Source organism: Sorangium sp. So ce1014, assembly GCF_051521505.1.
In the GTDB taxonomy this organism is placed as follows: domain Bacteria; phylum Myxococcota_A; class Polyangia; order Polyangiales; family Polyangiaceae; genus Sorangium.
This window is the reverse complement of sequence record NZ_CP150356.1, coordinates 10,668,923-10,693,474: the sequence shown is the minus strand read 5'-3', so window position 1 is coordinate 10,693,474 and position 24,552 is coordinate 10,668,923. Positions and strand designations below refer to the sequence as shown.

Here is a 24,552-nt window from a genome sequence, read left to right as displayed (position 1 = left end):
CGCGGCGCGCCGAGGCCGTCGCGCAGCGTCACGGATACCATTGAATCCGGAGCTGCCTGTTGCTGGTCGTGTTCACCTGATAGACGACATCGTTCGCGGTGCCCGGGAACGGGATGACGGTCTCGGTGGACCAGCTGTTTGCCGGGGCGTTCTGCGGCGCTCCGCCGTTGGCCGACACGCTGACGCCGTTCAACGGGACGCCGTCCGCCGGGCTCATCTGCAGCTTCAGGGCCGCCGGCGTCCAGGTGGTCGGGAGGCTCGCCCGATCGATCTGGAAGCAAGCTGACCCGTTGATCGAGGTGACGATCGCCGTGCTCATCGCCCCGAGGCTCTGGCAGACGGGCGTGGACGGCGTGGGGTCCTTGTAGAAGCCGAACGTGTGCTGCCGCGTGAACATCGGCACGGTGCCGCTGCCGGCGTGGTCCGCGAACACCGTGACGTTGTGGCTCCCCGTCTCGGTGAACTGGCCGACCTTCAGCGAGTAAACGCCGTCGTTGGCCGTCGTGTCACCGTGCGCGGCGGCGCCGTCGTCATGGAACGACAGGGCCGTGACCGCGCCGCTCGGACCGGTCATCTCCGCGCTGACCGCGGCGCCCACCACCGGGCTGCCCAGGTGGCTCACCTCGGCCTCCACGATGAGCGGCGCCGCCCCGACGTTCAGCGTGCTCGGCGTGACGTCGAGCGTGATCGTATCGGCCAGGGTCGACACCGCGGAGTAGAGGTAGAGGGGCTGATCCGAGCTGTTGACCGCGCAGAACTGCCAGAACCCCTCCTCGTAGGACTCGGTCAGGTTCAGGGAGAAGCGCTTGAAGCTCTCGGCCGAGAAGAAGGTCATGTCGGAGCCCGACGCGGCGAAGTTCGTCTCGGTGATCGTGGGCGTCGGGTGCCCCGGCGGGGGCTCCAAGTACACGTCCGGCGCGGCCGCGCCGACGAAGATCATCGTGAAATCCACGATCTGAGCCGCCGAGACCAGCGTGTCTGCGCACGACGTCGACTGCGGCGAGACCTGCGTCAGCACCTGATCGATCATGCCGCCGTCACGACAGTCGTTCGCCATGCGGTTGAACGCGCCGATCAGCTCCAGCTGGTCGATCGCGGTGTCGCTGTCGGCGCGCAGGTAGACCCCGGGCGAGAACCCGTAGTTGGCTGCGATGTCGCTCATCATCGCCTCGTCCGCACCCGACCCGAGCGCGATCGAGTGGACCTCGTCCACGCGGTTGAAGTAGGCGCTGTAGAAGTCGCTCGGGGCCGGCGGCGTGTTGTGCTGCCCGTCGGACAGCAGGATGACGCACTCGCGCGCGCTCTTTGTCGGGCTCTCGGCGACCAGCATGTCGAGCGCCTCCTCCAGGCCGGACCCGATCGAGGTCCCCCCGCTCGCGACGAGCGCGTCGACCGCCGACTCCAGGCCGGACGCCGGGAGCGCCGTCATGGGGTACGTGATCGACGAGGTGTCGGCGTAGCTCGCCACGCCGAGCAGCTCGGTGAACGACTGCGACGCGGGCACGTTGCTCGAGACGAGCGTGTTCCAGTAGATCTTGGCCGCCTTCTTCGCGAGCTCGATGCGGCCGCCGGACATGCTGCCGGACCGGTCGATGATCACCACATGGTTTGTGTCGAGCGGGGCGACCTGGGCCCGCGCCATGGACACCCCCGCCACGCTCGCGAGGAGGCCGCCGGCGACGCCTGCGAAGATTCTGAATGACGATCTCATTGTATCCAATTCTTCTGTACTCTTGATCAAAATCAAAGGTTGAACGCGCCGGCGATCAGGGTCTCCGGAACACCACATCGAGCCTGGGGCGCCGGGAGGCGTTCGCGTAGTCGCTCGACGTGAACGAGACCTCCCGGTACCGGGTCACCTCGTTCTCGAGCCGCATCAGGAAGCCGTGGTTGCTCGCGGGCGCGCTCAGCATGTCCCGCACGAGCGCGGTCACATCCACGTTCTCGTAGTCCTGACCGAGCGATGTGCTCTGCGGCAGGAGCTTCTGGTGCAGCGTCGTGGTCGTGGGCTGGCTCGACCAGGTGACGGTGCTCTCCTGCCACGGCGAGGTGACGCGCTGGAGCAGAAAGGCGTTGGAGCCGCCGTGCGTCGAGTGCCCCGGGAGCAGGCCGTTCCAGGTGCCCTGGCCGTAGATGCGCGCGTCGGGATCGGCGTAGAGGGTGAGGCGCGCCCGCTCGATCGTGGAGCCCGCCGGGATGGGCGACAGATCGAAGCTGAACAGGCTCCGGTTCACGTAATCGACGCCGTCGGAGGTCCACTCCCCCGCGGTCATGTTCGGGGAGCTCCCGTTGTTGTTCCCGACGCCCGCGCTCAGGCTGGTGATCGTCGCGTCGATTCCGGCGCTGCCGGGCTGCAGCGTCAGCCGCTCCGGCTCGCTCTCGCACTGGCCGCTCTCGGTGAACACGCCGCTCACCGCGTCGCACTGCGCCTCGTAGGTCGGCGTGTGGCACGTCCCGTCGGGCTCTGTGCAGGAGCCGATGGGCTCGGCCCCGCAGGCGTCGATCTCGGCGCAGCTGTGACCGCTCACGAAGTAGCCGCCGGCCTCGCGGCAGCTCGCGCTGGAGCTGATGCCGCCCGTGCCGAGGTCGGTGCAGGCCAGGGACCGGCAGCACGCGCCCTTCGTCTCCGGCTTGCAGCTCGACGAGCAGCCGTCGCCGTTCTGCGCGTTGCCGTCGTCGCACTGCTCGGACGCCTGCTGCACGCCGTCGCCGCAGCAGCGCCCGACGGTCACGCCCGCGTTCTTCACGACGGAGCACTGGATGACGTCGTCCTCGGGGCCCTGGCATGTCCCGCTCACGCAGGTCTGCCCCGGTCCCGTCGTGCAATCTGCGTCGTCGATGCACGTGCAAGGCACGGTGTCCTCGGAGTGGTCGTCGAAGCAGGCCTCCACCTCGGCGAGCCACGCCTCGGCGAGGGCGCTCCGGTGCACGAGGTTCGACGCCTCGAGTCCGTCGCTCGGGTTGTACAGCAGCGCCGCCGGGTCGAACGTGGGCGTCGGGTTGTTGATGACCGCGCCGCTGAAGTCGCCCAGCCGCAGCAGGTTGGAGATGGCGGAGCGCTGCGTGTCGAGGCAGCCCCAGTGCATGAGCAGGTACAGGTGCGCCTCCTGGCACGGGAAATTGAGGTTGCCGCGCAAGCCGCTCACCAGTCCGACGTAGGAGCAGGTCCCGGTCACGAACGCCTCGGCGAGCGCGTCCTTGTCCTGCAGCCACTCCATCATGGGCCGACCGTCGATGCAGAGGTTCTCCATCGTGGACACCTGCTCTCCGAGGTGGAAGCCGAAGTCGATGACCTCCTGCACGCTGCCCGTGATGTCGCCCGTGGTGGGGGGCAGCGGGTCCTCGGGGTAGAGCGGCAGCTCGTCCTTGCACCACGAAAGGAAGTCGCCTGTCTCCGACGTGACCGTCGCATAGCGGGTCACCTCGTCCGGCTGGTAGTTCGTCACCTGGCCGAGCGACGTGCTGTCCCACTGGTACGTGGCCTCGAGCCCGGGCTGGAACCTGGCCTTCTCGACCGAGCCGATGTCCCAGGAGCGGCGCCAGTCCCAGAGCGTGAACTTCTTCGGCTTCTTGAACAGCTTCACCTCGAGGCCGACGTGAATGCCGGCGTTGAGCGCGGCGATCAGCTCGATCTCGCTCATGCCGTAGGTGGCGATCGCGTGGGCGGGCGCCTCCTGGTTCTTCATCCCCCAGATCACCTGCTCGGCGTACTGGGCGCCGGCCTGCGGCGCGCACGCGCCGTCGGGCGTGCAGACCTGACCGTAGCCGCAGGCGGTGTCCGCGGTGGCAGCGTTGTAGTTGCAGCGGCGGGTGCACGCCCCCTCGACGCACGTGCGGCCTGGCTCGCTCGCGCAGGTCGGGTTCGGGTTCGCGCTGCACAGGCACTCGACCGGCGCGCCGCCGACGGCGCACAGCTTCGTCACCGTGTCGCAGGTCTCGCCGCTCCCGCAGTCGGCGTCCGACGCGCAGCCGCACGCGGACTGGAAGCCGGCGTGGAGCGGATGGCACCCGGGGCCCCGCCACTCGACGACATCGCTCCGGGTCTCGGTCACGCAGCGGTACGCGCCGAAGGTGCCGGGGCACTCGGCCTCCGTGAGGTCGTACTCGACGGCTCCCGCGACGGACGCGTCGCAGTCGCTGGCGATCTTGCGGACCGTCGACGGCAGCGTATCGCTCACGTAGATGTCGCCGGAGGGCAGCACGGCGACGCCCCCGGGCAGCTCGAAGATGGCGTCCTCGGCCAGGCCGTCGAGCCACACGGTGCCAGGCGCGCCGGCGATCGTGGTGGTGGCGCCGAGCGCCGGATCGAAGCGCCGGATGCGACCGGGCCTGTTGCCTTCGCCGATGAACACGCTGCCGGAGCCGTCGGTCGCGAGCGCCTGCGGGGAGGTGAGCCGAGCGGCCGTCCCCACGCCGTCCGCGGAGCCCGCGGCGCCGTTGCCGGCCACGGTGGTGACCGTCGCGGTCGCGATCTCGACCCGGCGCAGCGCGTGGTTGAACGCGTCGGCGATGTACAGGTTGCCGCGCCCGTCGGCGACGATGCCGGCCGGCTCGGCGAACCGGGCGGCCGATCCCACGCCGTCGACGTTTCCGGACGACGAGGGCTGGCCGGCGACGACGGTGGCGGCGCTCGTCGCCAGATCGATGCGGAGCAGCGTGCGGGCCCCGCTGTCGGTGACGTACAGGCCGCCTCCGTCCACGGCCACGTCGCGGGGCGTGCCGAGCACCGTGCGGGTGGCCACCGTCGTGACCTGGCCGCTGCTCAGCGTGAGCTTGCGGACCGTGCGGCCGCCGCGATCCGCGAGGTAGAGCGCGCCGTTATGGAGCGTGATGCCCGAGATCGTGTTGAACCGCGCGGCGGTGCCCACGCCGTCGGTGGAGCCCGAGGCGGTCGACCCCGCGATCGTCGTCACCGCGCCGCTCGCCAGATCGATGCGGCGAACGGCGGTCCGGTCCGCGACGTAGAGCAGGCGCGCGGCCGGATCGTGGGCCAGGTCGCCGGCCTGGAGGAACCGGGCCTGCGTGTACGTGTCGTTCACGAGGCTGCGCAGCCCGGCCTGGCCGAAGGGCGACGACGCCACGGGGAGGCAGCAGACGCCGTGCTTCTGGCAGCCCGAGATGTCGCGGAGATCGTCGCTGCGCACGTTCGTCGTGCAGGTGCCGTCGCTGTCGCACTCGTCACAGGTCTTGTTCGCGTTCCACTGGGCGGTGAAGCCTTGCTGGAAGGCGCTCTTGAGCTGCTTGGCCGTCTTCTCCTTCAGGAAGGTCGAGAACAGCGCGTACGAGAGCTTGCCCGGGTCGCACAGCTCCTGGGTGATCCCCGTCCAGTCGTCGATGCAGGCGCGGCCGCCCGCGACGAAGGAGATGCAGCAGGAGTTGTTTGTGTCGAGCGGGGTGCAGCCGAGGTTGAGCCCGGACTCCTCGACGAGCCGGTTCGAGCAGTACGTTTGATCTTTGTAGTTGAAGACCGGCTTGCACTCGAGGGCCTCGTCAGGGTTGCTGTTCACCAGCGCCTGCTCGAGCGCGGTGTTGAGGTCGACCACGCCGCCGGAGCCGCTCGGCTTGAGATCCACGGAGAAGCCGATGCTCGCCTCCACGCCGATCTTCAGCCGCTTGCCGAGCGGCACGCCGAGGAAGAGCTTCGCGCCCACCTCCGGCCTCACCGAGACCTCCGTCCCCGCCTCGGCCGTCACGTCCGGCGCCTGGAACGGGTGCATGTTGCGATCGAAATCGACGTTCTCGATCTTGTGATGCGTGTGCTTGTTGAGCGCCTCCTGCAGGCGCTTCCGCATGAAATAGGCCTCGTCGTACCATTTCACCCCGGCGCCGAGCCGGAAGTACGGGATGAGGAACGCGCCGGGGACCGGGGGAAGGGGGATCTTCGTCAGCTCCTTCTCGATCGGCTTCATCTGCAGATCCAGGTTGAGCGCCGCGGCCATGACGGCGGCGGAGCGCCCCTCCCAGTCCTCGACCGCCTCCGCCGCGCTCCGGGGCCAGGTGGCCGGGGTCGGAGCGCCGCTCGGCGTGTAGTCCGCCGTGTAGGAGAACGGCATGTAGGTCCCGATGAGGAACTCCTGCGGAGACACCCGGCCGTCGCTGTCGGTGTCGAGCGATCCGGTCTGGTCCTCGTCCGCGAGATAGAAGACGCCGAGCTTCTTCGCGGCGGCGAGGCTGACGCCGCCGCCGCCGGAGTGGCCGAGCGCCTCGATGCCGAGGGGCGCCGCGCGGTCGAACCACTTGTACCCGTCGAGCTGCATGTCGAACTCCATCCCCGGGAGGATGCTCAGCGTCTCGCCGAACGCCGTCACGGCGAAGCCGCCGGTGCGCATCTGGGCGCGTCGCTCCTCGCTCAGGTTGTGCGACGTGTAGCGGCCGCCGATTCCCCACCTGCTGTCGCCGCTCTCGACCAGCGTGGCGTACGCGCCGTGTCCGGCCCAGGGGATGCACATGTGCAGATCAGGCCGCTGCTCGGAGTAGCTGCCGAGGTGGTATCCCTCGGTGTACAGGTCGATGTAACACTGGATCTTCGCGAGCAGCTCCGTGGCGTTCGAGAGCTCGCCGCCGAACTGCTCCAGGAAATTTGCGAAGCGCCCGTCGGCGATCTCGCCGGCGATCTTGTCGAGCCACTTGACCGTGCTGAGGGCCCATTTGGCCTTGCCCGCTTCGCTCTGCTGGATGTCGTTGGCGAGCCAGACGAGCACCCCGGTGCTGCAGTCGTTCGCCGGCGTCGTGACCGGGTCGCAGAAGTCGAGGCACGCCTCGTAGGTCGTCTTGTCCTGCTGGATGACCTCCAGGCACTCGGCGGCCACGCGCTGGGTGCAGATGCACTTGCCCTTGTCCGCGTCCTCGATCGTCTCCGTCTCGAATTTGTTGATCGCCTCGGACGTCTTGTTGACGATCGACGAGAGCAGCTGCATCGACTGCAGGACGTGGAAGTTCGTGGTGACGTTCTGCAGGTCGGCGCCCTTCGGATTGGGGTTCTCCGGCATCTTGCCGAGCTGGTTCGGGTCGCACGCCTTGACCTTGAACTCGACGCCGGAGCCGCCGCCCGCCCCGCTCGCGCCGGTGGAGGCGCTGCTCGACGCGCTGCCGGAGCCGGCGCTGCTCGACGCGCTGCCAGACGAGGCGCTGCTCGACGCGCTGCCGGCGCCCGAGCCGGTCTCGAACTCCTGGAAGACAGGGTCCGGCCGATCGGGCTGCTGGGACCACTTCGGCCAGCTCGGGGCGCCGTTCTGGCAGCCCAGGTCGTCGGCTGCGCAGAGCGCTTGCTGCGCGTTTCCAATGGGCTCGCCCGGGTCCTCCGCGCCGCCCTCGCAGGCGGCGGCGACGATGCCCAGACAGAAGAGGAGCGGGAGGCGCCCCGCGCGGCTGGAGACCGCGAGGGCGTCTTGTAATTGAATGAGCTGACGTATCAGCACGGACCTACGAGCTGTCATTGAATCATCCCCGACGGCCTGGTTGGCCGAGATGAGCGGACGTGACGCGGGCGTCCGCCGGGCGCGCTCGCGGAGCGGCTGGCGGTCTCCCGTGATGGCCTGGACTACCTGCCTTCGGGCCGGCCGCGAAGGCGACAAAGCGCGCCAGGGGGTGACAAAACCCGCCAGGCGCCGCGCGCCGGCGCGATCCGCGGCGACGCGGGATCAGCGCATCGGGCCTGCCATGGCGGCCGTTATGCGCCCGCCGGCGGCGCGGGCGGCTCCCCGGTCCCCCGCTGCCTCTCGCCGCCGCCCCGTCCCGCCGGCGGCGAGGCGCCGCCCTCGGCCACGGCGCCGGGGGTCAGCCCCGTCCACCGCTTGAACGCGCGGTGGAAGGCGCTGGGGCTCGAATAGCCGAGCTCATGAGACACCGCCTTGAGCTGGGCAGCCCCCAGCGCTTGCCGCGCCCGCTCCAGCCGCAGCTGCTGCAAGAGCTCCCGGTGGCTGACGTGCGCCGCGGCCAGCCGGCGCTGCAACGTCCGCGCGCTCATCCCGAAGCTCTCGCCGATGCGCGTCAGGCTGGTGTCGCCCGCGTCGAGCGCCAGCGCCAGCGCGTGCCGGAAGGCAGGGACAAAATCCTCATCGTGCGCGACTTCCCCGCAGACACCGAGTCGAGAGAGCGCTTCCTCCGCCTGCGCAACAAGGATGCACCTGAGCTGCGGGTCCTGGCTGGCGATCGGCGCCCGGGCGATGTCGCGATCGAACACGATCTCGTCGAAGCGGCCCCCGAACTGCACCGGGACGCCGAGGACCTCTTCATACCTGCTGGCCGCGGCGAGGGGAGCGTGCGCGAACTGGACCCGGCGCGGCGCGTGGGCCGGCCCGAACAGCGCCTGGGAACGCGCGACGACCAGCCCGAGCAGCAGCTCCGCCAGCGAGGGGACGCCGCCGGGCGCATCGTGACAGAACCGGAAGCTCTGCCCGTCGGATTCGGTCCAGACGCGCCCGGCATCCGCGAGCAGCGGCATATAACGTGTCAGGTGCGAGAACGCTTCTGCGCCGGTCGTGCTGGCCATCGCGAGGTAATCGAGGAGGTCGAGGCTCCCCAGCGGGAGCTGCCGGGCAGCGCGGAGGCCCAGGAGAGGACCCGCCGTCCGGGGGTCCGTGAGCCCGCTCCACACGCGGCGGACCAGGGCGATGGACACGCGAGCGCCCCGCTTCTCCAGAAAGCCGCTGGGGAGGGCCATCACGCGCCGAACGTCCTCGGCGTCGAGCCCGTCTCGCGCCGCCGCTGTCACCAAGGCCCGCAAGAACTCCGTCGATCCCGAACCTTGAGCCGGCACGATGGCGCATTATGCGAGCGTGTCGCAAAATGTAAATCTGTCGCGCGATCGATCCGGCGATACATCAGCTAATTTGGCGCCCTGAGAGCCTGGGACACCCACAACCGAACCCCCCGGGCAGCGCCACCGATGACCTGCCTCGACCATTGCCTGACACGTTCTCGATCGCCTCGACCTGACCCGGCGCCCCACCGGCGTCGCCGGCGCCGCGCGCGCCCCTTCGCGACCGCGGCCCTGGCCGCCTTCGCGCTCATGACGTCCGGGTGCGACTCCGGACTGACCCCGCCGGCCAGCGGGCAAGACTCCACGGGCGATCTCGCGCGTCCTGCCGCCTGGAGCGGCCTCTCCGCCGGCGCCGCCGCGTCGACCCCTGTCCCCGCCCCGGCCGCGCTCGGCTCACCCCCGGTGAACGGGTTCGCGGACCTGCACTTCCACATGATGTCGGAGGAGGCGTTCGGGGGCGGATGGCTGCACGGCAAGCACGACGGCGCAGGCGCCCTCGACGATTGCGACGGCGGCATTCCAGGGAGCGATCACGCCCGCGTGCGACAGGACCTCAGCGCGCTCCTGGACCGGTGCCCTCAGTCGGCGATGCTGGATCTCGCGAGCAGCGGCGCGCTGTCGGCGCTGCTGGGCCTGGGCGGCGGCGTCGCCGGCTCGGAGGCGATGGGCAAGGCCGAAGGGACGGAGGGCGACACAGGGCTTCACCTCCAGCGAAAGCGCTTCTCCGAGGGGTGGCCGCGCTGGGACACCATCGCTCACCAGCAGGGTCATGTGAGCTGGCTGCGCGCGGCCCACGACCGCGGGCTGAGCCTCATTGTCATGTCGGCGGTGAGCTTCGACTGGCTCTGCTCGCTCGTGCCGGAGCAGAACCGCACGCGGGCGTGCGACGAGATGGCCGACGTCGACCTCCAGCTCCAGATGACCCACGCGCTCGTCGCGCGAAACGCCGGCTGGATGGACGTCGCGCTCTCGCCGGCGCACGCCCGGCAGATCATCGGGGCGGGCAAGCTGGCCGTGGTGCTGTCCATCGAGGCAAGCCACCTGTTCGGCCGCGACGTCGACGCGGCGAAGATGCGCGCGCAGCTCGACAGGTACCATGCCCTGGGGGTCCGGACGCTCCAGCCGGTGCACCAGGTCGACAACGCCTTCGGCGGGGCGGCGCTGCACAACCCGATCTTCCAGTTCGCGCAGTACACCGAGAGCTGCTTCATCGACACCGACTGCGACGCCACCCTCGCGGGGCTGACGCTGGGCATGGACGTCGACGCGAGCTGCCGCAACATGCGCGGGCTGACGCCGCTCGGCGACGCGCTCGTCGGCGAGATGATGGACCGGGGAATGCTGATCGACGTCGCGCACCTGGCGGAGCGGGGCGTGGATCGGGTGTTCCAGCTGGCGCAGGCGCGCGCCTATTACCCCATCTATATCTCCCACGGTCACTTCCGGGAGATCATGGGCCCGGAGGTGGCGGAGAAGGAGAAGTCCACGCCGGCGCGGGTGATCCGGATGCTCCGGCAGACCGGCGGCATCTTCGGCCTGCGCACCGCGCACGACGAGACCCGGCAGTACACCCGCAGCTCGGTCGAGAACAGCTGTCAGGGCTCCTCGCGCTCCTTCGCTCAGGCCTACGAGTACGGGCGGCTCGGCCTGAAGGTCCCCATGGCCTTCGGGGCGGATCTCAACGGCTTCATCCAGCAGACCCGGCCGCGCTTCGGCGAGGACGGCGCCTGCTCGGCGGCGTTCCAGGCCGAGGCCGATTGCCAGGCCTGGGACCAGCGCGAGCAGGGGCCCGGCCCCCTGGGAACGGAGTTCGACGAGAAGGGCCTCGCCCACGAGGGGATGCTGCCCGACCTCGTGGCCGACCTGGATCGCCTGGGCGTGGACACGACCGGCCTGAGGTCGTCGACCGAGTCCTTTCTCCGCATGTGGGAGCGCGCGCAGGGGCCGCGGGCCGGGATGGCCGATCCCGCCACCGATCTCGACGAGAGCGGCGTCGCCCCCTTCGCGACGTCGGAGGAGCGGGAGCTCGCCTATCCAAGGAAGTGCGGCGCGGCCTACTGCCCGGGGTTCCAGGCGCTGGGAGGGAGCTGCCGGTTCAATGAGGAGTGCGAGAGCGGCCAGTGCACGGCCGTCGCCTGCAATGCGATCCCGGGGCGCTGCGTCTGCAACGACGACGCCGATTGCGGCAGCGGCCTCCGCTGCGCGCGGAAGACGCCTGGCATCGGGGGCGACAACGCCTGTGAGCCGAAGAAGGCCGATCATCAGATGTGCACGCGCGACGGCGAGTGCGCGTCCGGCCGCTGCGGTGGGCTTTTCGCCGGCGCGGGCTGGTGTTACACGCCCGGATCCAGGACCATCGGCCAGGGGTGCCGGGTGAACGAGGAGTGCCACAGCAACCGCTGCGGCGATCTCGCCCAGACGTGCCTCTGCCGCTCCGACGCGCACTGCGCCGCGAGCCAGTTCTGTGGCTGGGGCACCAACGAGGGCGAGTGCGTCAACAAGCGCAGCCGAGGCGCGGCGTGCACCAAGGACAACCAGTGCGCTTCCGGGAACTGCAGGTTTCTCTTCTGTCGCTGACCGCTGTGGCTGCACATTTCCGGGGTCACGGCACCCTGGCGCATTCTGTACATTGCCTGTCGCGAAGTGGAACTCGAGCCCTCGCGAGCGCGTGTTACACGCTTGCCGTAGCACCGTTTCGGCCTGACTGGCCACGACCCATTCCAGGAGATCCAGATGAAGAAGAAGCTCGCACTTGCCCTGTCCATGCTGATCGCGACGCTCTCCGCCGCTTGCGGCTCGGGTGACGCCACGGAGACGGAGAGCGACGCGCCCGCGCCGCAGGCCGAGGCGTCGGCGGCCGTCACGCCGGCCCTGTTGCTGCGGACCGTGGAGAACATCGGCGCCGAGCTGGAGGCGCGGCTGGCCTCGGGGACGCTCTCGGCCGAATGGGTCGAGGCCTGGTCCAAGGCGCAGGTCATGCGGCAGCAGAGCCAGGTCCAGACCTTGATCGAGCTCCTCCGGGAGGGGGCCACTTCCGGGGACCTGCTCGCGGCCGGGTCGGACGCGATCGAGCTCTACCTCCAGTCCTACGATGCCGTCCTGCTCGAGATGGAGCGGCAGCACGCCGAGGGAACCCTCGACGCCCGGCTCACGGAGCTGCGCTCGAGCTGGCTCTCGGTCGCGGAGCGGGTCTCCGAGTCCGGCGACTCGTCCCAGAGGGCGTCGACGTACTGCTGTCGCGCGAGCGTCTCCTTCTCGGACAACTGGTCGTGCCACCAGTTCAACACGATCGGGATCTGGGCGGCCGCGAAGTGCTCGGCGTTCTTCGCCGGGGTGCCGGTCATCGACGGCATCCGCCTGTCGAAGCAGTCCTGCTCCGACGTCCCGGAGTGCCAGTAACCGATCCCGGCGGCGCGGCGCGCCGGGCATTCGAGCCCGGCTCGCCGTGAGCCCGGAGCCTGCGTGACATGAGCCCACGCCTCGTCGCTCTCGCCTGCGCGGCCCTCGGCGGGTTCGCGGGGTGCTCGCACGCCCTGCCCGGAGACCCCGTGGAGGAGCAGTCTCTCGCGATCAAGGACGGGAGACCGGCGACCCCCGACGCCCTCTTCGGCGCCGTCGCCGTGCTGGACAGCGAGGGTGCCCAGGAGTGCTCGGGCGTCCTCATCTCCCCGAGCTGTGTCGTCACCGCGGCCCACTGCGTCGTGCTGCAGGACGAGGTCACCGGGGAGATCCTCGCCGAGCTCGGGTCCGCGAACCTGCGGGTGGCGGCGGGCGCGCTCGACGTGACGGACGCGCCGCCCGAGCAGATCTTCCGTGTTCGAAAGGTCGTCCGACACGAGGACTTCCCGGTGCCTGGCACGATCGGCGCGAGGAAGCTCGCCCGGGCGGAGGACATCGCGCTCTTGCTGCTGGAGACCCCGGTGACGACGATGAACGCGGTTCCGCTGGTCCCGCCCGAGGCGCTGGACGGCCTGCTGGACGAGGGCGCACCGGTCGTGATCGCCGGCTACGGCGCCCGGGGCGAGCCTGGCCAGCCCTCCGGCGCGCTGTACGTCGGCGAGACGCCCTTCCAGGAGCGGAACGCGACCGAGCTCTCGGCCGGCGCTCCCGGGTCGCCGGACAGCTGCTCCGGGGATTCGGGCGGGCCTGCGTGCCTCATGATCGCGGGAGAGCCGCACCTCCTCGGCATCAGCGTCCGCGCGCTCGGCTCGCCCGACGGCCCCGACTGTGGAGACGGCGGGATCTACACGCTCGTGCCCGCATACGGCCGCTGGATCGAGGAGAACGCCGACGGAGAGGTGCCTGCCACGGGCGAAGGCGCCACGCCGGCGGCGGGCTTCGATGGAGACCCGCCGGGCGGATGCGCCGTCGGCCGCACCGGGCGCCCCCTGGACCGCAGGGGCATCGGAGCGCCAGCGGCCTTGATGGCGAGCGCCATCGTGACGTTCCTGCGACGATCCAGGGCACGCCGATGAGGGTGGCCCTGGCGCGAGCACCCCGAGCACGGCGCCGATCGACCTGATCCAGGACGAGCGCGATCCCCTCTCGAGGACGGGCGTCTGTCTGGCGTCCGCCTCGGGCCCGATCGCGATGAGCCGCTCGCCCCGCCGCGGATGGGGTAGTGTGCCCTCCGTGCCGACGATCTTCACCAAAGGCGACATCCTCCACACCGACGGAGTGCGCGCCTACGCCCACGGTTGTAACTGCGCGGGGACCATGGACGCGGGGGTCTCCGTCGCCTTCAAGAAGCGGTGGCCGCGGATGCTCGAGGCTTACGCCCAGCGCTGCGCCGAGCGCAGGCCGACGCTCGGGGACGTCTTCACGTGGAGCGAGGGCACGGACACGGTCTACTGCCTGGCGATCCAGGAGAGCGAGGCAAAAAAGGCGACCCTGCCGGCCCTTTCGCGATCCCTGAAGACGATGGTGGAGCTCGCTGCGAAAGCGGGGATCGACCGGATCGCGCTGCCGCGCCTCGGGGCCGGGAGCGCCGGGCTCGACGGGCAGCGGGTGAAGCGCGTCCTCGCGGAGAGCGGCGCCCACACGAGCGTCACGCTCCTTGTCTTCGAGCAGTTCGTTCGCGCGCGGACCGCGTAGCCGCAAGCGGCTCGCCGCGCGAGTCCTTGCCTCTGCGCGTGCGCGCCGTGCCGGTCCGGTGCGCGCGCCCTGCCGGGTAGCGCCCGGCGCGCCGGGGCGTCACTGGCTCGCGGTCATCGCGCTGTGCTTGCGGCTGTAGCCGAAGTAGATCACGAACCCGAGGAGGAGCCAGATGGCGAGACGTAGCCAGTTCTCGGTGGGCAGCGAGAACATGAGGAGGAGACAGATCACGATCCCGAGGATCGGGGTGAGCGGATAGAGCGGCACCCGGAACGGGCGCGGCGTGTCCGGCGCCGCCCGGCGCATGACCAGGACCGCCGCGCAGACGAACAGGAACGCAAGGAGCGTCCCGATATTGACGAGCTCCGCCAGGATCCGCAGCGGGAGGAGCGACGAGAGGGTGGCGACAACGAACCCGGTGACGAGGGTGGACTTCCACGGCGTCCTGAAGACCGGATGCACCGCTCCGAAGAATTTCCTGGGCAGGAGCCCGTCGCGGGCGATGGCGAGCAGCACGCGCGGCTGGCTGTTCATGAGCACGAGCAGCACGGAGGTGATCCCCGCGACCGCCCCGAGGGAGATGATGAACTGCGCCCACGGGAGGCCGACGCGCGCGAAGGCGTCAGAGACGGGCGCGTCGATGCTCAGCTCGGTGTAGGGCACCATGCCCGTCAGGATCGCCGCGACGGCGACGTAGAGCACGGTGCAGATGATGAGCGAGACCACGATGCCGATGGGGAGATCGCGTTGCGGGTGCTTCGCCTCCTCGGCGTGGGTCGAGACCGCATCGAACCCGAGGTAGGCGAAGAAGATGGTCGCGGCGCCGGCGAGCATCCCGAGCGGCTCGCCCCCTTTGCCGAGCTCGCCGAAGATCGTGTGACCGAAGAAGCTGAGCCCCCCGAACCCGAACGGCGCGAACGGTCGCCAGTTGTCCGGGTTGACGTGGAACGCGCCGACGACGATGACGAAGAGCACGACCGCGAGCTTGAGCGCGACGATCACGGCGTTGAAGGTCGCGCTCTCGCGGATGCCCTTGAGCAGCATCATCGTGACCGCGGCCGTCACGAGGAGGGCGGGGAAATCGATGACCGACCCCGTGGACACGAGCTCGCCGATCGCTGGATCGTAGTCGAACGGCGCGCTCCTGAGCTCCCTTGGCAGCTCGACCCCGAAGATTCCGATGAAGTCCTGGAAATAGTGGGACCACCCGTGCGCCACGGCGGCGGCGCCGACGGCGTACTCGAGGATGAGATCCCACCCGATGATCCACGCCGGCAGCTCGCCGAGCGTCGCGTACGCGTACGTGTAGGCCGAGCCCGCGACCGGCACCATCGCCGCGAACTCCGCGTAACAGAGGGCCGCGAACACGCAGGCCATCCCCGCGACCACGAAGGACAGCATCAGCGAGGGACCTGCCTTGTCGTGCGCGGCCTGACCGGTGAGTACGAAGATGCCTGTCCCGATGATGGCGCCGATCCCGAGGCTCGTGAGCTGCAGCGGCCCGAGGGCGCGGTGGAGGCGGTGCTCTCCCTCCAGCTCCTTTTTCAGGACCGATATCGGTTTGCGGACGAATAGCCGGCTCCCCATGAACTTCGGTGTGCTGGCTCTGCGGCCCGGCCCTCGGCACGTCAAGCCAGAGGCACGTCGACGAGGACGACAAGGAGGCGATGACCTCGGCACGGACATCGCGCGGGCGCAGGGGGTGAGCCGCCGCTCCCCCCTCGACGGCGCGACGGCAGAGCAGCTCGGCGGCTCGCTGGCCGCGCACATCCGCTGGAGCCTGTCATCGTCCGCTCGCCGCGAGCGGACTGTCGCTTTTCCGCGAGCGTGATTTGTGGGCGAGAGGTCCCGGGTGAAGCCGGGGAGAGCGCCGCGCCCAAGACAGGCCTGGCTCAGCGCCCGGGCGACGCGGTACGGTCACCCGTGACCGACACTGTCCTGCTCATCGACGACGATCCGGGCTTCCGCGACGCCTACCGCGAGCTCCTTTCGCTGGACGGGTACGCGGTCGCCGAGGCCGGGGCCGCCCCGAAGGCCCTCGCGGAGCTCCGCCGCACGAGCGCGCGCCTCGTCGTGCTCGACCTGATGCTGCCGCCGTCGGGCCGCCCCGAGGAGGGCGCCGCGCTCGCCGAGAAGATCCTCGCCGAGCGGCCCGCGGCCAAGGTGATCGTCGTCTCCGGCGCGGGCGAGACGCCGCTCGCCCTGCGGCTCGTCGAGCGCGGCGCGTATGATTTCCTGGCCAAGCCGGTCGACCCGGACGTGCTGCTCGCCGTTGTCGCGCGCGCGGCGGCGCGCCTCGCGCTGGAAGACCGGGTGGCGGAGCTGGAGCGCTCGCTCACCGCCCGCGAGGGCGACGCCTCGGCGCTGCTCGGGCAGTCGCCGGCGTTCCTCGAGGCGAAGACGCTGTGCGAGCGCGCGGCGCCGGCCGACGTGCCGGTGCTCATCACGGGCGAATCCGGGACGGGCAAGGAGGTGTTCGCCCATTACCTGCACGCGAGGAGCCGGCGGAAGGGCAAGCCGTTCATCGCGGTCAACTGCGGCGCGCTCGCGCCGACCCTGCTGGAGTCGACGCTGTTCGGCCACCGCAAGGGCGCCTTTACGGGCGCGATCAAGGACGCTCCAGGCCTGTTCGTCGAGGCGGACGGAGGGACTCTGTTCCTCGACGAGCTCGGCGACATGGATCCGGCGCTGCAGGTGAAGCTCCTGCGGGTGCTCGAGACGGGCGAGATCCTGCCGGTCGGCGCGGCGCGCCCGGTGACCGTGGACGTCCGCATCGTGTCGGCCACCCACAGGGCGCTGGAGTCGATGGTCGCGAACAAGACCTTTCGCGACGATCTCTACTGGCGCGTGCGCGGGATCGAGATTGCCTTGCCGCGGCTCGCGGATCGCGTGGGAGACCTGCCGCTGCTCGCGCAGCATTTCCTGAACGTGTCGCGCGCGCTCGTGCCTCGCTCGCCCGTGACGGCGATCTCGCCCGGCGCGATGCGGCGGCTCGAGGCCTGCGACTGGCCCGGCAACCTGCGCGAGCTCCGGCACGAGATGCAGCGCGCGCTCGTGATGGCCGGGGGCAGGGGAGAGATCCTCGAGGAGGACCTCTCGCCGGCGCGGCGAGGCGGCGCGCCCGCGGCGGCGGCAGGCGACGAGCCGGCCGAGGGGGCGACGCTCGAAGAGAAGATCGCGGCGCTGGAGCGGCGGGAGATCGCCGCCGCGCTCCGGGCGACGCAGGGGAACAAGAGCCAGGCGGCGGTGCGGCTCGGGCTGTCGCGCCAGGGGCTGCTCAACAAGATGGATCGGTATGGACTGAAGTGAGCTGGGCCGCTCGTGCGATGACGAAGGAAATATTCACTCGACCGAGAACGAACTCGGATCTGCAGGCGACCATAAAAACATGAGCCGCGCCGAGCTCAGGCCGGCACTGAAGGACCGAGAGCGCGGCTCGTCACGACTGTCGCTGGTTCAATCCGATCGAGGTCGTGGTCCCTGTCGATCGGGGGCCATCGGTGCCTTCCGATCGGCGCGACGCCGGCCGCTCTGCACGCACGATGTCGGTGGTTTGCTCCTCGCGAGGGGCGAGCACCGCGGATGAGCAACTTCAGGAGGAGTCATGACGCTTAGCAGGATGATGCTTGTGGGCTGTCTGTCGCTGGTCGGATCCGCCCTCGCCGGCTGCGGGCTGGGCGCCGCGGATCGCCTCGGCGAGGGGAGCGGCAACGTGGTCGTGAGTGAGCCCACGCCCGACGGCGGCGGCGACGGCGACGGCTGCACGCTCACCCAGGGTTACTGGAAGAACCACGAGGAGAGCTGGCCGACGTCGAAGCTCACCCTCGGCGGCGTGGAGTACTCCCAGGAGGAGCTGCTCGAGCTCTTCCGGACGCCCCCGAAGGGCGACACAAGCCTGATCCTGGGCCACCAGCTCATCGCCGCGCTGCTCAACGTGGCGAGCGGCGCGAGCGACGCTGCCCTCGACGGGGCGCTCGCCGACGCCGAGGCGTGGATGGCCGCCAACAAGGATGCTGACGGCAAGCTCCCGTACGGCGTGAAGCGCGGCGCCGCGGCCGACGCGGCCGTCTCGCTCTCGGGCAAGCTCGCGGACTTCAACGAGGGCGGCACCGGCCCCGGCCATTGCGACGACGGCCCCGGCAGCGGCTCCGGCGACCCGGGCGACAGCGACGGCGGCGAGGGGGGCTGCGGCGCCCACGACGGCGGCACGGGCGAGAGCGGCGAGGGCGGCTCCGACGGCAGCGGCGGCGACCCCGACGGCGGCACGGGCGAGGGCGGCTCCAGCAGCAGCGGCGGCGACCCCGGCGGCGAGGGCGAGCCTGACCCGACGTGCTCGGAGCCCTGCAGCGCCGGGTGTTCCAGCGGCTACAGCTGCGTCGTCGGGTGCTGCGTGTTCATCCCCACCTGAACCGCCTCCCGGCAGGCGCTCCGCGCGCGACCCGCGCCTGCCGGCGATCCCCGCGTGACGGCGACGCGGGCCACACCGCTCATCTCCTTCCCGTCACGCCGCCGCCAGCGCCCCATGAAGTTGCTCAGCTCGCCCGGGCCAGCGCCACCGCGTCGGGGCCGGCCGGGAAGCGGAGCTGCCCCGATGCGTCGTTCGCGGCGCGCCACACCGCTTCGGCCACGTCGGACTCGCTCGTCACGAGCGCCGGCTGCCCGAAGGAGGCGAAGATGCGCTGCGCGAAAGGCGCGTAGGCGTCGGGAATCAGCCCTTCCATGCGGGCTCCCCCGTTGCTCGTGAAGCGCGTCGTCGGGGCGTAGCCCGGCTCGACGAGCTTCACGCGCACGTCGAAGGCCTCGAGCTCGAACGCAAGCGACGCGCTGAACCCCTCGATGGCCATCTTGCTCGCGGTGTACACGGCGACGAGCGGCATCGGCGCGAGCGTCGCGCTCGAGGTCACGTTCACCACCACGCCCGATCGCCGCGCGCGGAACCCGGGCAGCACGGCCTGCGTCATGGCCATCACGCCGAGGGTGTTGGTCTCGAACACCTCGCGCACCGTGGTCATCGGCGTGGCCTCGAAGGCGCCCATGAGCCCGATACCGGCGTTGTTGACGAGAACGTCGATGGCCCCGCTCGCCTCGATCGCCGCCGCGATGCTGGCGGGCTTCGTCACGTCGAGCGCCACCACGCGCAGGCGGTCCGACCGCGGCAGCACGTCCTCGCGCGGCGTTCGCATCGTGGCGACCACGTTCCAGCCCTGCGCGTGGAAGTGGCGCGCGGTCTCGAGGCCATAGCCCGAGGAACAACCAGTGATGAGCACGGTCTTCATATCCATTCCTTTGCCGCGACGAGCGCGGCGTTCATGAGGGGAACATAGCCGCGGGGCGCTGGACTATCTACAATTGAGAGTCCACATTTTGTTTGCTACAGTCCGGACATGAACGACCCTCTCTCGGAGGTCATCGCGCTGCTCCAGCCGCGCACCGTGCTCTCGAAGGGCATCAGCGGCGCCGGCCGCTGGGGTGTTCGCTACTCGGACTTCGGCCAGCCGAGCTTCTGCGCCGTGCTGGAGGGCAGCTGTCGTCTCGCCGTCGACGGCGAGCGCGCCCTGACGCTCGAGGCGGGCGACTTCGTGCTCCTGCCGGCGACGCCGGGCTTCACCCTGTCGGGCTTCGAGCCGGTGAGGCCAGAGCGCATCGACCCGAAGGTGGCGCCCGCGCCGACCGGTGAAGTCCGCCACGGCACGCGCGGTGGACGCCCCGACGTGCGGCTGCTCGGCGGCTACTTCATCTTCGACTCGCCTGACGCGGCGCTGCTCGTATCGCTGCTGCCGGCGCTGTTGCACCTGCGCGGCGTCGAGCGGCTCTCGGTGCTCGTGCGGCTCGTAGGCGACGAATCGAACGAGCAGAGATCGGGTCGCGACCTCGTGCTCACGCGGCTCGTGGAGGTGCTGCTCATCGAAGCGCTGCGGTCCACCTCGGCTGAAGACGCGCCCCCGGGGCTCCTGCGCGGGTTGGCCGATCCGCGGCTCGCGCCGGCGATACGGCAGATGCACGCTCAGCTCGCGCGTTCGTGGACGGTGGTCGAGCTCGCGAAGACCGCGGCCCTCTCGCGCTCGACGTTCTTCGAGCGCTTCACCCGCACCGTGGGCCAGCCGCCGATGGACTACCTGCTCGCCTGGCGCATGGCCGTCGCGAGGGATCTGCTCCGCCGCCAGGATCTCGGGATCGCCGAGGTCGCCGAGCGCGTCGGCTACGGCTCGGCGAGCACCTTCAGCACCGCGTTCAGCCGCCACGTGGGCCAGCCTCCGAGCCGCTACGCGCGCGCGGGCTAGAACGTCGCGTCGAGCGGGGCGTCGCCGCCGACCCCGACGTGGTGCGCGCTCACGCGACGCAGCTCCGCGCCCCCCGCAACCTGAGCGGGGCCTGCCCCGTGCTAGACATCGGTCATGACAGACAGACACTCTCTCTGGTTGGCTCATGCTTGCTTCGTCGCATGGGCGGCGCTGGGAGCTGCTGCGTGCAGCGATGACGGCCATGAACCGGCGAACGCAGGAGCCTCCAGCGCCAGCGGCGCGGGGGCGAGCGGCAGCACCGGCGCAGGCCCGGGAGGCACCGGGGGTGGGGGCGACGGCGGCGGGGGCGCGAGCGCGGGGGCCGGCGGCTCCGGGGGCGACGGCGGCGGGGGCGACGGCGACGGGGGCGCGAGCGCGGGGGCCGGCGGCTCCGGGGGCGAGGGCAGCCATGGGCTGACGTGCCGCGACTCGAGCTTTCCGGGGTTCAGCAAGGCCTGCGAGCAGGCCAGCGATTGCGTCGTGCTGGAGCACATCACGAGCTGCTGCGGAGATGTCCTGTTCGTCGGCGTGGACGCGGAGGGCAAGGGCGCGTTCGAGTCCGCCGAAGCGGCCTGCGCCGCCAGCTACCCGCTGTGCGACTGCGTCGCAGGTCCGCCGCTCGCGGAGGACGGCAAGCCGCTCGACAACCCGAGCGAGGCGGCCGTCGTGGCGCGCTGCAAGGAGGGCTCCTGCACCTCCGAGATCAGATATCTTCCCTAGCCCGGCGCTCGCTCGCGCTTGCAGGGGCACGACCGCTCCGCCGCGAAGGACGCGTCGTCGGGTCAGGAGCCCGCCGCGCCGAGGACCTCCGCGCTTCGCCGAGATCGATGCTCCTCGCCGTCGACGCTCGCTGGACAGCGCCGTGCGAAGCGCGATCCGCCGCGCCACACCGGCTCGCACACACAATGGCACAGATCGTCTGAGCCATATTGAGCCAATTCGCTGGACAACCACCGAAGAGAGCGTGAATGACGGGGATTCCTGCTTGGCCCGCGGATTGCTCACAGGTCGCACGCGAAATCGGTGGTGGACCGTGGCACCCGCGGCCGCCGGTACCGAGCGGCAGCTTGGGAGGAGAGAAGAATGAACAAGATGTCCAGGGGTTTCGGGTCGCTCGCGGCGGCCGGCGTGCTGTTCGCTGTCGGGCTCAGCGGTTGCGTCTCGCAACCTGGCGATGACGAGGCAGCGCTCGGCTCGATCAGCTTGCCGCTCGCGGCCGAGGCGCCGTCTGGAGCGCGCTACCAGCTTCGTAACGCCACGTTCGAGATCCGGCGTGGCTATTACTGGGACATGGGGGCAGACGTGGGGGCGGGCGGCGCCTCGTCCACCAGCGGAGGCGGGGGTATCCCCAGCGGGCCTCTGCTGACGATCCATACGGAGGACGAAGATCCAGACGCGAGCGCCATCCTCGTCGATCTGGAGCAGGGCAGCTACAACGTCACGCTGCTTCCAGGCTGGGAATTCAAGAAGGTCCAGGGCGGCGCGGTGACGGACGTCGAGGCCACGTTGCTGTCGTCGGAGACGGTCCACGTCTACGTCTCGCCGCATTCGACGACCTGGGCTCAGTATCAGTTCGGTATCGGGGATGCCGCCCTGTGGCTCAACGGCAAGCTGAACGTCAGCATCGAGGTCTACGAGGATCCGAGCGAATACTACGGCGGGAGCGGAGAAGGAGGCGCGGGCGGAGCCGGGGGCTGGGAGACAACCGGAGGCCAGGGCGGAGCCGGGGCGTGGGGTGGAGACGGGGGCGTCGGGCTGGGGCCCGACACGTCGAACGGCGGCTCCGGCGGTTAGTCAAGGAGACCTGTTCATGCACTTGAAATCTTTGGCTACAATCGCCCTCTTCGGGCTTCTTCTTTGTGCCTGTCGAGATGACGGAGGCGGCTCCACGCCCGGAACGGGCGGCGCCTCGGCCACGAGCTCGAGCGTCAGCGCGGGGGACGCCGTCAGCAGTTCGATCGCCAGCACAACGGAGTATTGCTATGGCGACCCCGACGTGTCCGCCGCTTGCGCGGTCGATCACCCAGAACGGCCGGAAGGCTGGTACTGCGCACCCAATGCGAGTCCGTTTGGGATGGGTTCAGATTGCGTCGACGGTCGGAATGAAACCGATCTCTGTTGTCGCCTCCCTGGGGCCGGCGGCTCTGGAGGCGGAGGCGGGAATGGCGGAGGCGGAGGTGGCGGAGGCGGGGGTGGCGGAGGCGGGGGTGCCTGATCGAGGCGCTCTCGGCGGTGGTGCTGACACGTCGAGCGGCTCACCTGACGTGACCTGAGCGACCGCCGGGCCCGGGAGGCCGGGCCCGGGTAGTGCGGTCATTTGAACATGAAGGCGGGGAGAAACCCTGAAGGCTGTTCCCGCCTTCCCGCCTTCATGTGGAATCTCTCTGGGCAAATGACCGCACCACCCGGTGCCCGCTGCAGACGTTCGGAACCTATTCGTACATGGTGCCGCTCATGGCCAGGACGCCGCCGGCCCCGCTCCCCACAAACCGCGAGCCCGGAGGCGACCTCAGTTCTTGCAGCAGAGCGTGCCTGCCGTCGTGTTGCCGGCGCAGCCGCCGAAGTGCCGGCTCGTCGTGCCGCCGTCGTAGCCGCACCGCACCCAGTTACAGCTGTTCCCCTCGGGATCGACCTTGTCGGGCGAGCACACCCGCATCGGCGTGTCGGCGCCGCAGCTCGTGCCGGTGGCCGCAGCGCTGCAATTCCCCGAGCCCGTGCCGGTGTAGTCGAGGTGATCGTCGGTCCAGTAATGGTGCTTCGGCGCCTCGGCGTTCGTCGAGCCGTAGCTGTTCTTGTCGACGAACTCCTCCGCGCTGCACACGTGATGGCCGGCCGCGCATAGGTCGGCGCGGTCCGAGAAGCTCACGCTGCCGGCGCAGCCGAACATCTCGTCGTCCCAGAAGCGCTGCACTCCCGTCACGAGCGCGGGGTCGTCCTTGCACCCGCCCGTGGTCCGCCGGTACGCCGGCTGGCTCGCCATCCAGCTGACCACGGTCGCGTTCGCCCCATCGGGGTCCGGCCCGCCGTTCGCGAACGAGAGGTAGGCGATATCCATCTCGGGGTACACGCAGATCCTCGACTGCATGCCCGTGAGCGCGCCCGAGTGGCACATGCCGGTATACGTGATACCGCCCGCCGTCACGCGGGGCCCCGAGCTCCAGCCGTAGTTGTACGACGTGTAGTCGAGCGCGTGGGTGTTCGTGATGGCCGGCGAGTTGTCGCGCATGTGCAGGACGGCGTAGCGGGCCCAGTCGAAGATGTTGAATGCGAACCCGCCCGAGCCGGGCGACATGGCCCACGGATCGACGTCGGGGTGGAGCACCGAGTGCGGCGTGCCCACCGAATTGTGGCCCCAGACGAAGTCGCCGGCGGCGAGGTAGGCGTGCGCGGGCTTGAAGAAATAGGGGTTCCAGTACGCCTTCTGGGCCGCCGTCCCGGTGATGGTGCCGCTCTGCGCGAGGAAGAACGCGTGCGAGGGCAGGTAGGTCGCGCCCATCCCGTTCGGGGTGATGAGCTTCTGCTTCGCGTACTCGACGAACTCCATGCCGGACCAGTGATCGATCACCGCCTGCGCGATCGTGAAGTTCCCGTTCTCGTAGTCGTGGACCCCGATGGGCGCGCTGCAATCGGCCAGGAAGCCCGTGGCGTTGCCGCCGAGCCCGATGACGGGCCCCCGCAGGAACTCCTTCAGCACCGTCTGCCGGGTCTGGCTCTTCCAGCTGGGGCCGTAGTCAGGGTGGTTATACAGCTCGTTGCCGCCCCCGCAGGCGATGCCCGAGCGGTGCCCGACGAGCTGCCGCAGCGTGACGTTCTTGCGCGCGGCTGGCTTGATGTACTCCTTGCCCGGCGCGGTGGCCCAGGGCAGCGCCTCGGCGAGCGTGGTGTCCCATTCGAGCGAGGGGTGCTCCTCGATGAGGATCGAGAGCAGGGTCGCGGTCATGTTCTTCGTGTTTGACCCGATGTTGAAGATCATGTCCGTCGTCATCGGGGTGTTCTCGGGGAGCTTGGCGTGGCCGGCCGCGCCGATCGCGACGATGTGCTTGCCCTTCACCACGGCGGCGATCATGCCGGGCGTGAGCGCGCCCGGGCTCGGGAAGCCGGTGTACTGGTCGAGCTTCCACGAGATGTCGTCGTGCGCGGCGTTCAGGAGGGGCGGCGGGGCGGGCGCGGCGATGACATCGAGGTGCTCGGTCGACTCGCTGACGCTCTCGGCGGACGCCGCCTGCGTGGGCTCGCTGTCGTTCCCGGGCTCCGCGCACCCGGCGAGCGAGGGGAGGACGCCGAGACACGCGATGATGCATCGATTGAGGTTCATTGTTTCTTCCTTGTGGCCGATGAATAAAGAGGCCGCGCCGCGGGGGCCGCCTGCCGGCGCGCGGCGGCGCGGCCGCGCGCCGCTCGCCACTCGCCACTCGA

General features: G+C 70.2%; 16 protein-coding genes. 10 read left to right on the top strand and 6 right to left on the bottom strand.

Annotated features, from left to right (window positions below; genetic code table 11):
• Positions 1 to 28: 28 nt before the first annotated feature.
• Both WME75_RS40520 and WME75_RS40515 read right to left on the bottom strand, forming a co-directional pair.
• The gene (locus WME75_RS40520) at positions 29 to 1,711 is read right to left on the bottom strand and encodes a VWA domain-containing protein (RefSeq protein WP_437482186.1); all 1,683 of its coding nucleotides are present in this window, start codon (positions 1,709 to 1,711) and stop codon (positions 29 to 31) included.
• A gap of 55 nt (positions 1,712 to 1,766) precedes the next feature.
• On the bottom strand, positions 1,767 to 6,989 hold the full coding sequence (locus WME75_RS40515; protein ID WP_437482184.1) for a DNRLRE domain-containing protein: 5,223 nt from the start codon (positions 6,987 to 6,989) through the stop codon (positions 1,767 to 1,769).
• Position 6,990: 1 nt separating this feature from the next.
• Between WME75_RS40515 and WME75_RS40510 the strand changes: the two genes are divergently transcribed.
• Complete coding sequence (locus WME75_RS40510) at positions 6,991 to 7,398, top strand: hypothetical protein (RefSeq protein WP_437482181.1); 408 nt, start codon at positions 6,991 to 6,993, stop codon at positions 7,396 to 7,398.
• Positions 7,399 to 7,669: 271 nt separating this feature from the next.
• Here the strand turns inward: WME75_RS40510 and WME75_RS40505 are convergent, their stop codons facing one another.
• A complete protein-coding gene (locus WME75_RS40505) occupies positions 7,670 to 8,713 on the bottom strand; it encodes an AraC family transcriptional regulator ligand-binding domain-containing protein (RefSeq protein ID WP_437495022.1) in 1,044 nt (347 codons plus the stop codon).
• Between the two features lie 297 nt (positions 8,714 to 9,010).
• Here WME75_RS40505 and WME75_RS40500 point away from each other — a divergent pair, with 297 nt between their 5' ends.
• The 4 genes from WME75_RS40500 to WME75_RS40485 all read left to right on the top strand — a co-directional run bounded on the left by WME75_RS40500 (position 9,011) and on the right by WME75_RS40485 (position 13,855).
• The gene (locus tag WME75_RS40500) at positions 9,011 to 11,338 is read left to right on the top strand and encodes a membrane dipeptidase (protein ID WP_437482179.1); all 2,328 of its coding nucleotides are present in this window, start codon (positions 9,011 to 9,013) and stop codon (positions 11,336 to 11,338) included.
• A 156-nt stretch (positions 11,339 to 11,494) separates the two neighbouring features.
• Positions 11,495 to 12,160: a hypothetical protein gene (locus WME75_RS40495; protein WP_437482176.1), complete on the top strand. Its 666-nt coding sequence runs from the start codon at positions 11,495 to 11,497 to the stop codon at positions 12,158 to 12,160.
• A 68-nt stretch (positions 12,161 to 12,228) separates the two neighbouring features.
• Positions 12,229 to 13,236 (top strand): S1 family peptidase, encoded by a 1,008-nt coding sequence (locus tag WME75_RS40490; protein ID WP_437482173.1) that lies wholly within the window; start codon positions 12,229 to 12,231, stop codon positions 13,234 to 13,236.
• Between the two features lie 157 nt (positions 13,237 to 13,393).
• Complete coding sequence (locus WME75_RS40485; RefSeq protein WP_437482170.1) at positions 13,394 to 13,855, top strand: macro domain-containing protein; 462 nt, start codon at positions 13,394 to 13,396, stop codon at positions 13,853 to 13,855.
• A 99-nt stretch (positions 13,856 to 13,954) separates the two neighbouring features.
• Here WME75_RS40485 and WME75_RS40480 read toward each other — a convergent pair whose 3' ends face one another.
• Entirely contained in the window at positions 13,955 to 15,442 is a 1,488-nt protein-coding gene (locus tag WME75_RS40480) for an amino acid permease (protein WP_437482167.1), read from the bottom strand.
• A 336-nt stretch (positions 15,443 to 15,778) separates the two neighbouring features.
• Here WME75_RS40480 and WME75_RS40475 point away from each other — a divergent pair, with 336 nt between their 5' ends.
• Both WME75_RS40475 and WME75_RS40470 read left to right on the top strand, forming a co-directional pair.
• Positions 15,779 to 17,164: a sigma-54-dependent transcriptional regulator gene (locus WME75_RS40475; protein WP_437482164.1), complete on the top strand. Its 1,386-nt coding sequence runs from the start codon at positions 15,779 to 15,781 to the stop codon at positions 17,162 to 17,164.
• A 295-nt stretch (positions 17,165 to 17,459) separates the two neighbouring features.
• Positions 17,460 to 18,263 carry a hypothetical protein gene (locus WME75_RS40470; RefSeq protein ID WP_437482161.1) on the top strand — a complete coding sequence of 268 codons (804 nt, stop codon included), beginning with the start codon at positions 17,460 to 17,462 and terminating at the stop codon, positions 18,261 to 18,263.
• 124 nt (positions 18,264 to 18,387) lie between these two features.
• Here WME75_RS40470 and WME75_RS40465 read toward each other — a convergent pair whose 3' ends face one another.
• Positions 18,388 to 19,131, bottom strand: coding sequence for an SDR family oxidoreductase (locus WME75_RS40465; protein WP_437482158.1), 744 nt, complete (start codon positions 19,129 to 19,131; stop codon positions 18,388 to 18,390).
• Positions 19,132 to 19,239: 108 nt separating this feature from the next.
• On the opposite strand from WME75_RS40465, the gene WME75_RS40460 reads away from it, so the two are divergent.
• From WME75_RS40460 to WME75_RS40450, 3 genes are all read left to right on the top strand, one after another.
• Positions 19,240 to 20,136, top strand: a complete 897-nt coding sequence (locus WME75_RS40460) for a cupin domain-containing protein (RefSeq protein ID WP_437482155.1) — start codon at positions 19,240 to 19,242, stop codon at positions 20,134 to 20,136.
• 114 nt (positions 20,137 to 20,250) lie between these two features.
• On the top strand, positions 20,251 to 20,856 hold the full coding sequence (locus WME75_RS40455; protein WP_437482152.1) for a hypothetical protein: 606 nt from the start codon (positions 20,251 to 20,253) through the stop codon (positions 20,854 to 20,856).
• 363 nt (positions 20,857 to 21,219) lie between these two features.
• Positions 21,220 to 21,930: a hypothetical protein gene (locus tag WME75_RS40450; protein ID WP_437482149.1), complete on the top strand. Its 711-nt coding sequence runs from the start codon at positions 21,220 to 21,222 to the stop codon at positions 21,928 to 21,930.
• A gap of 715 nt (positions 21,931 to 22,645) precedes the next feature.
• Here the strand turns inward: WME75_RS40450 and WME75_RS40445 are convergent.
• On the bottom strand, positions 22,646 to 24,451 hold the full coding sequence (locus tag WME75_RS40445; protein ID WP_437482146.1) for a serine hydrolase domain-containing protein: 1,806 nt from the start codon (positions 24,449 to 24,451) through the stop codon (positions 22,646 to 22,648).
• Positions 24,452 to 24,552: the final 101 nt, after the last annotated feature.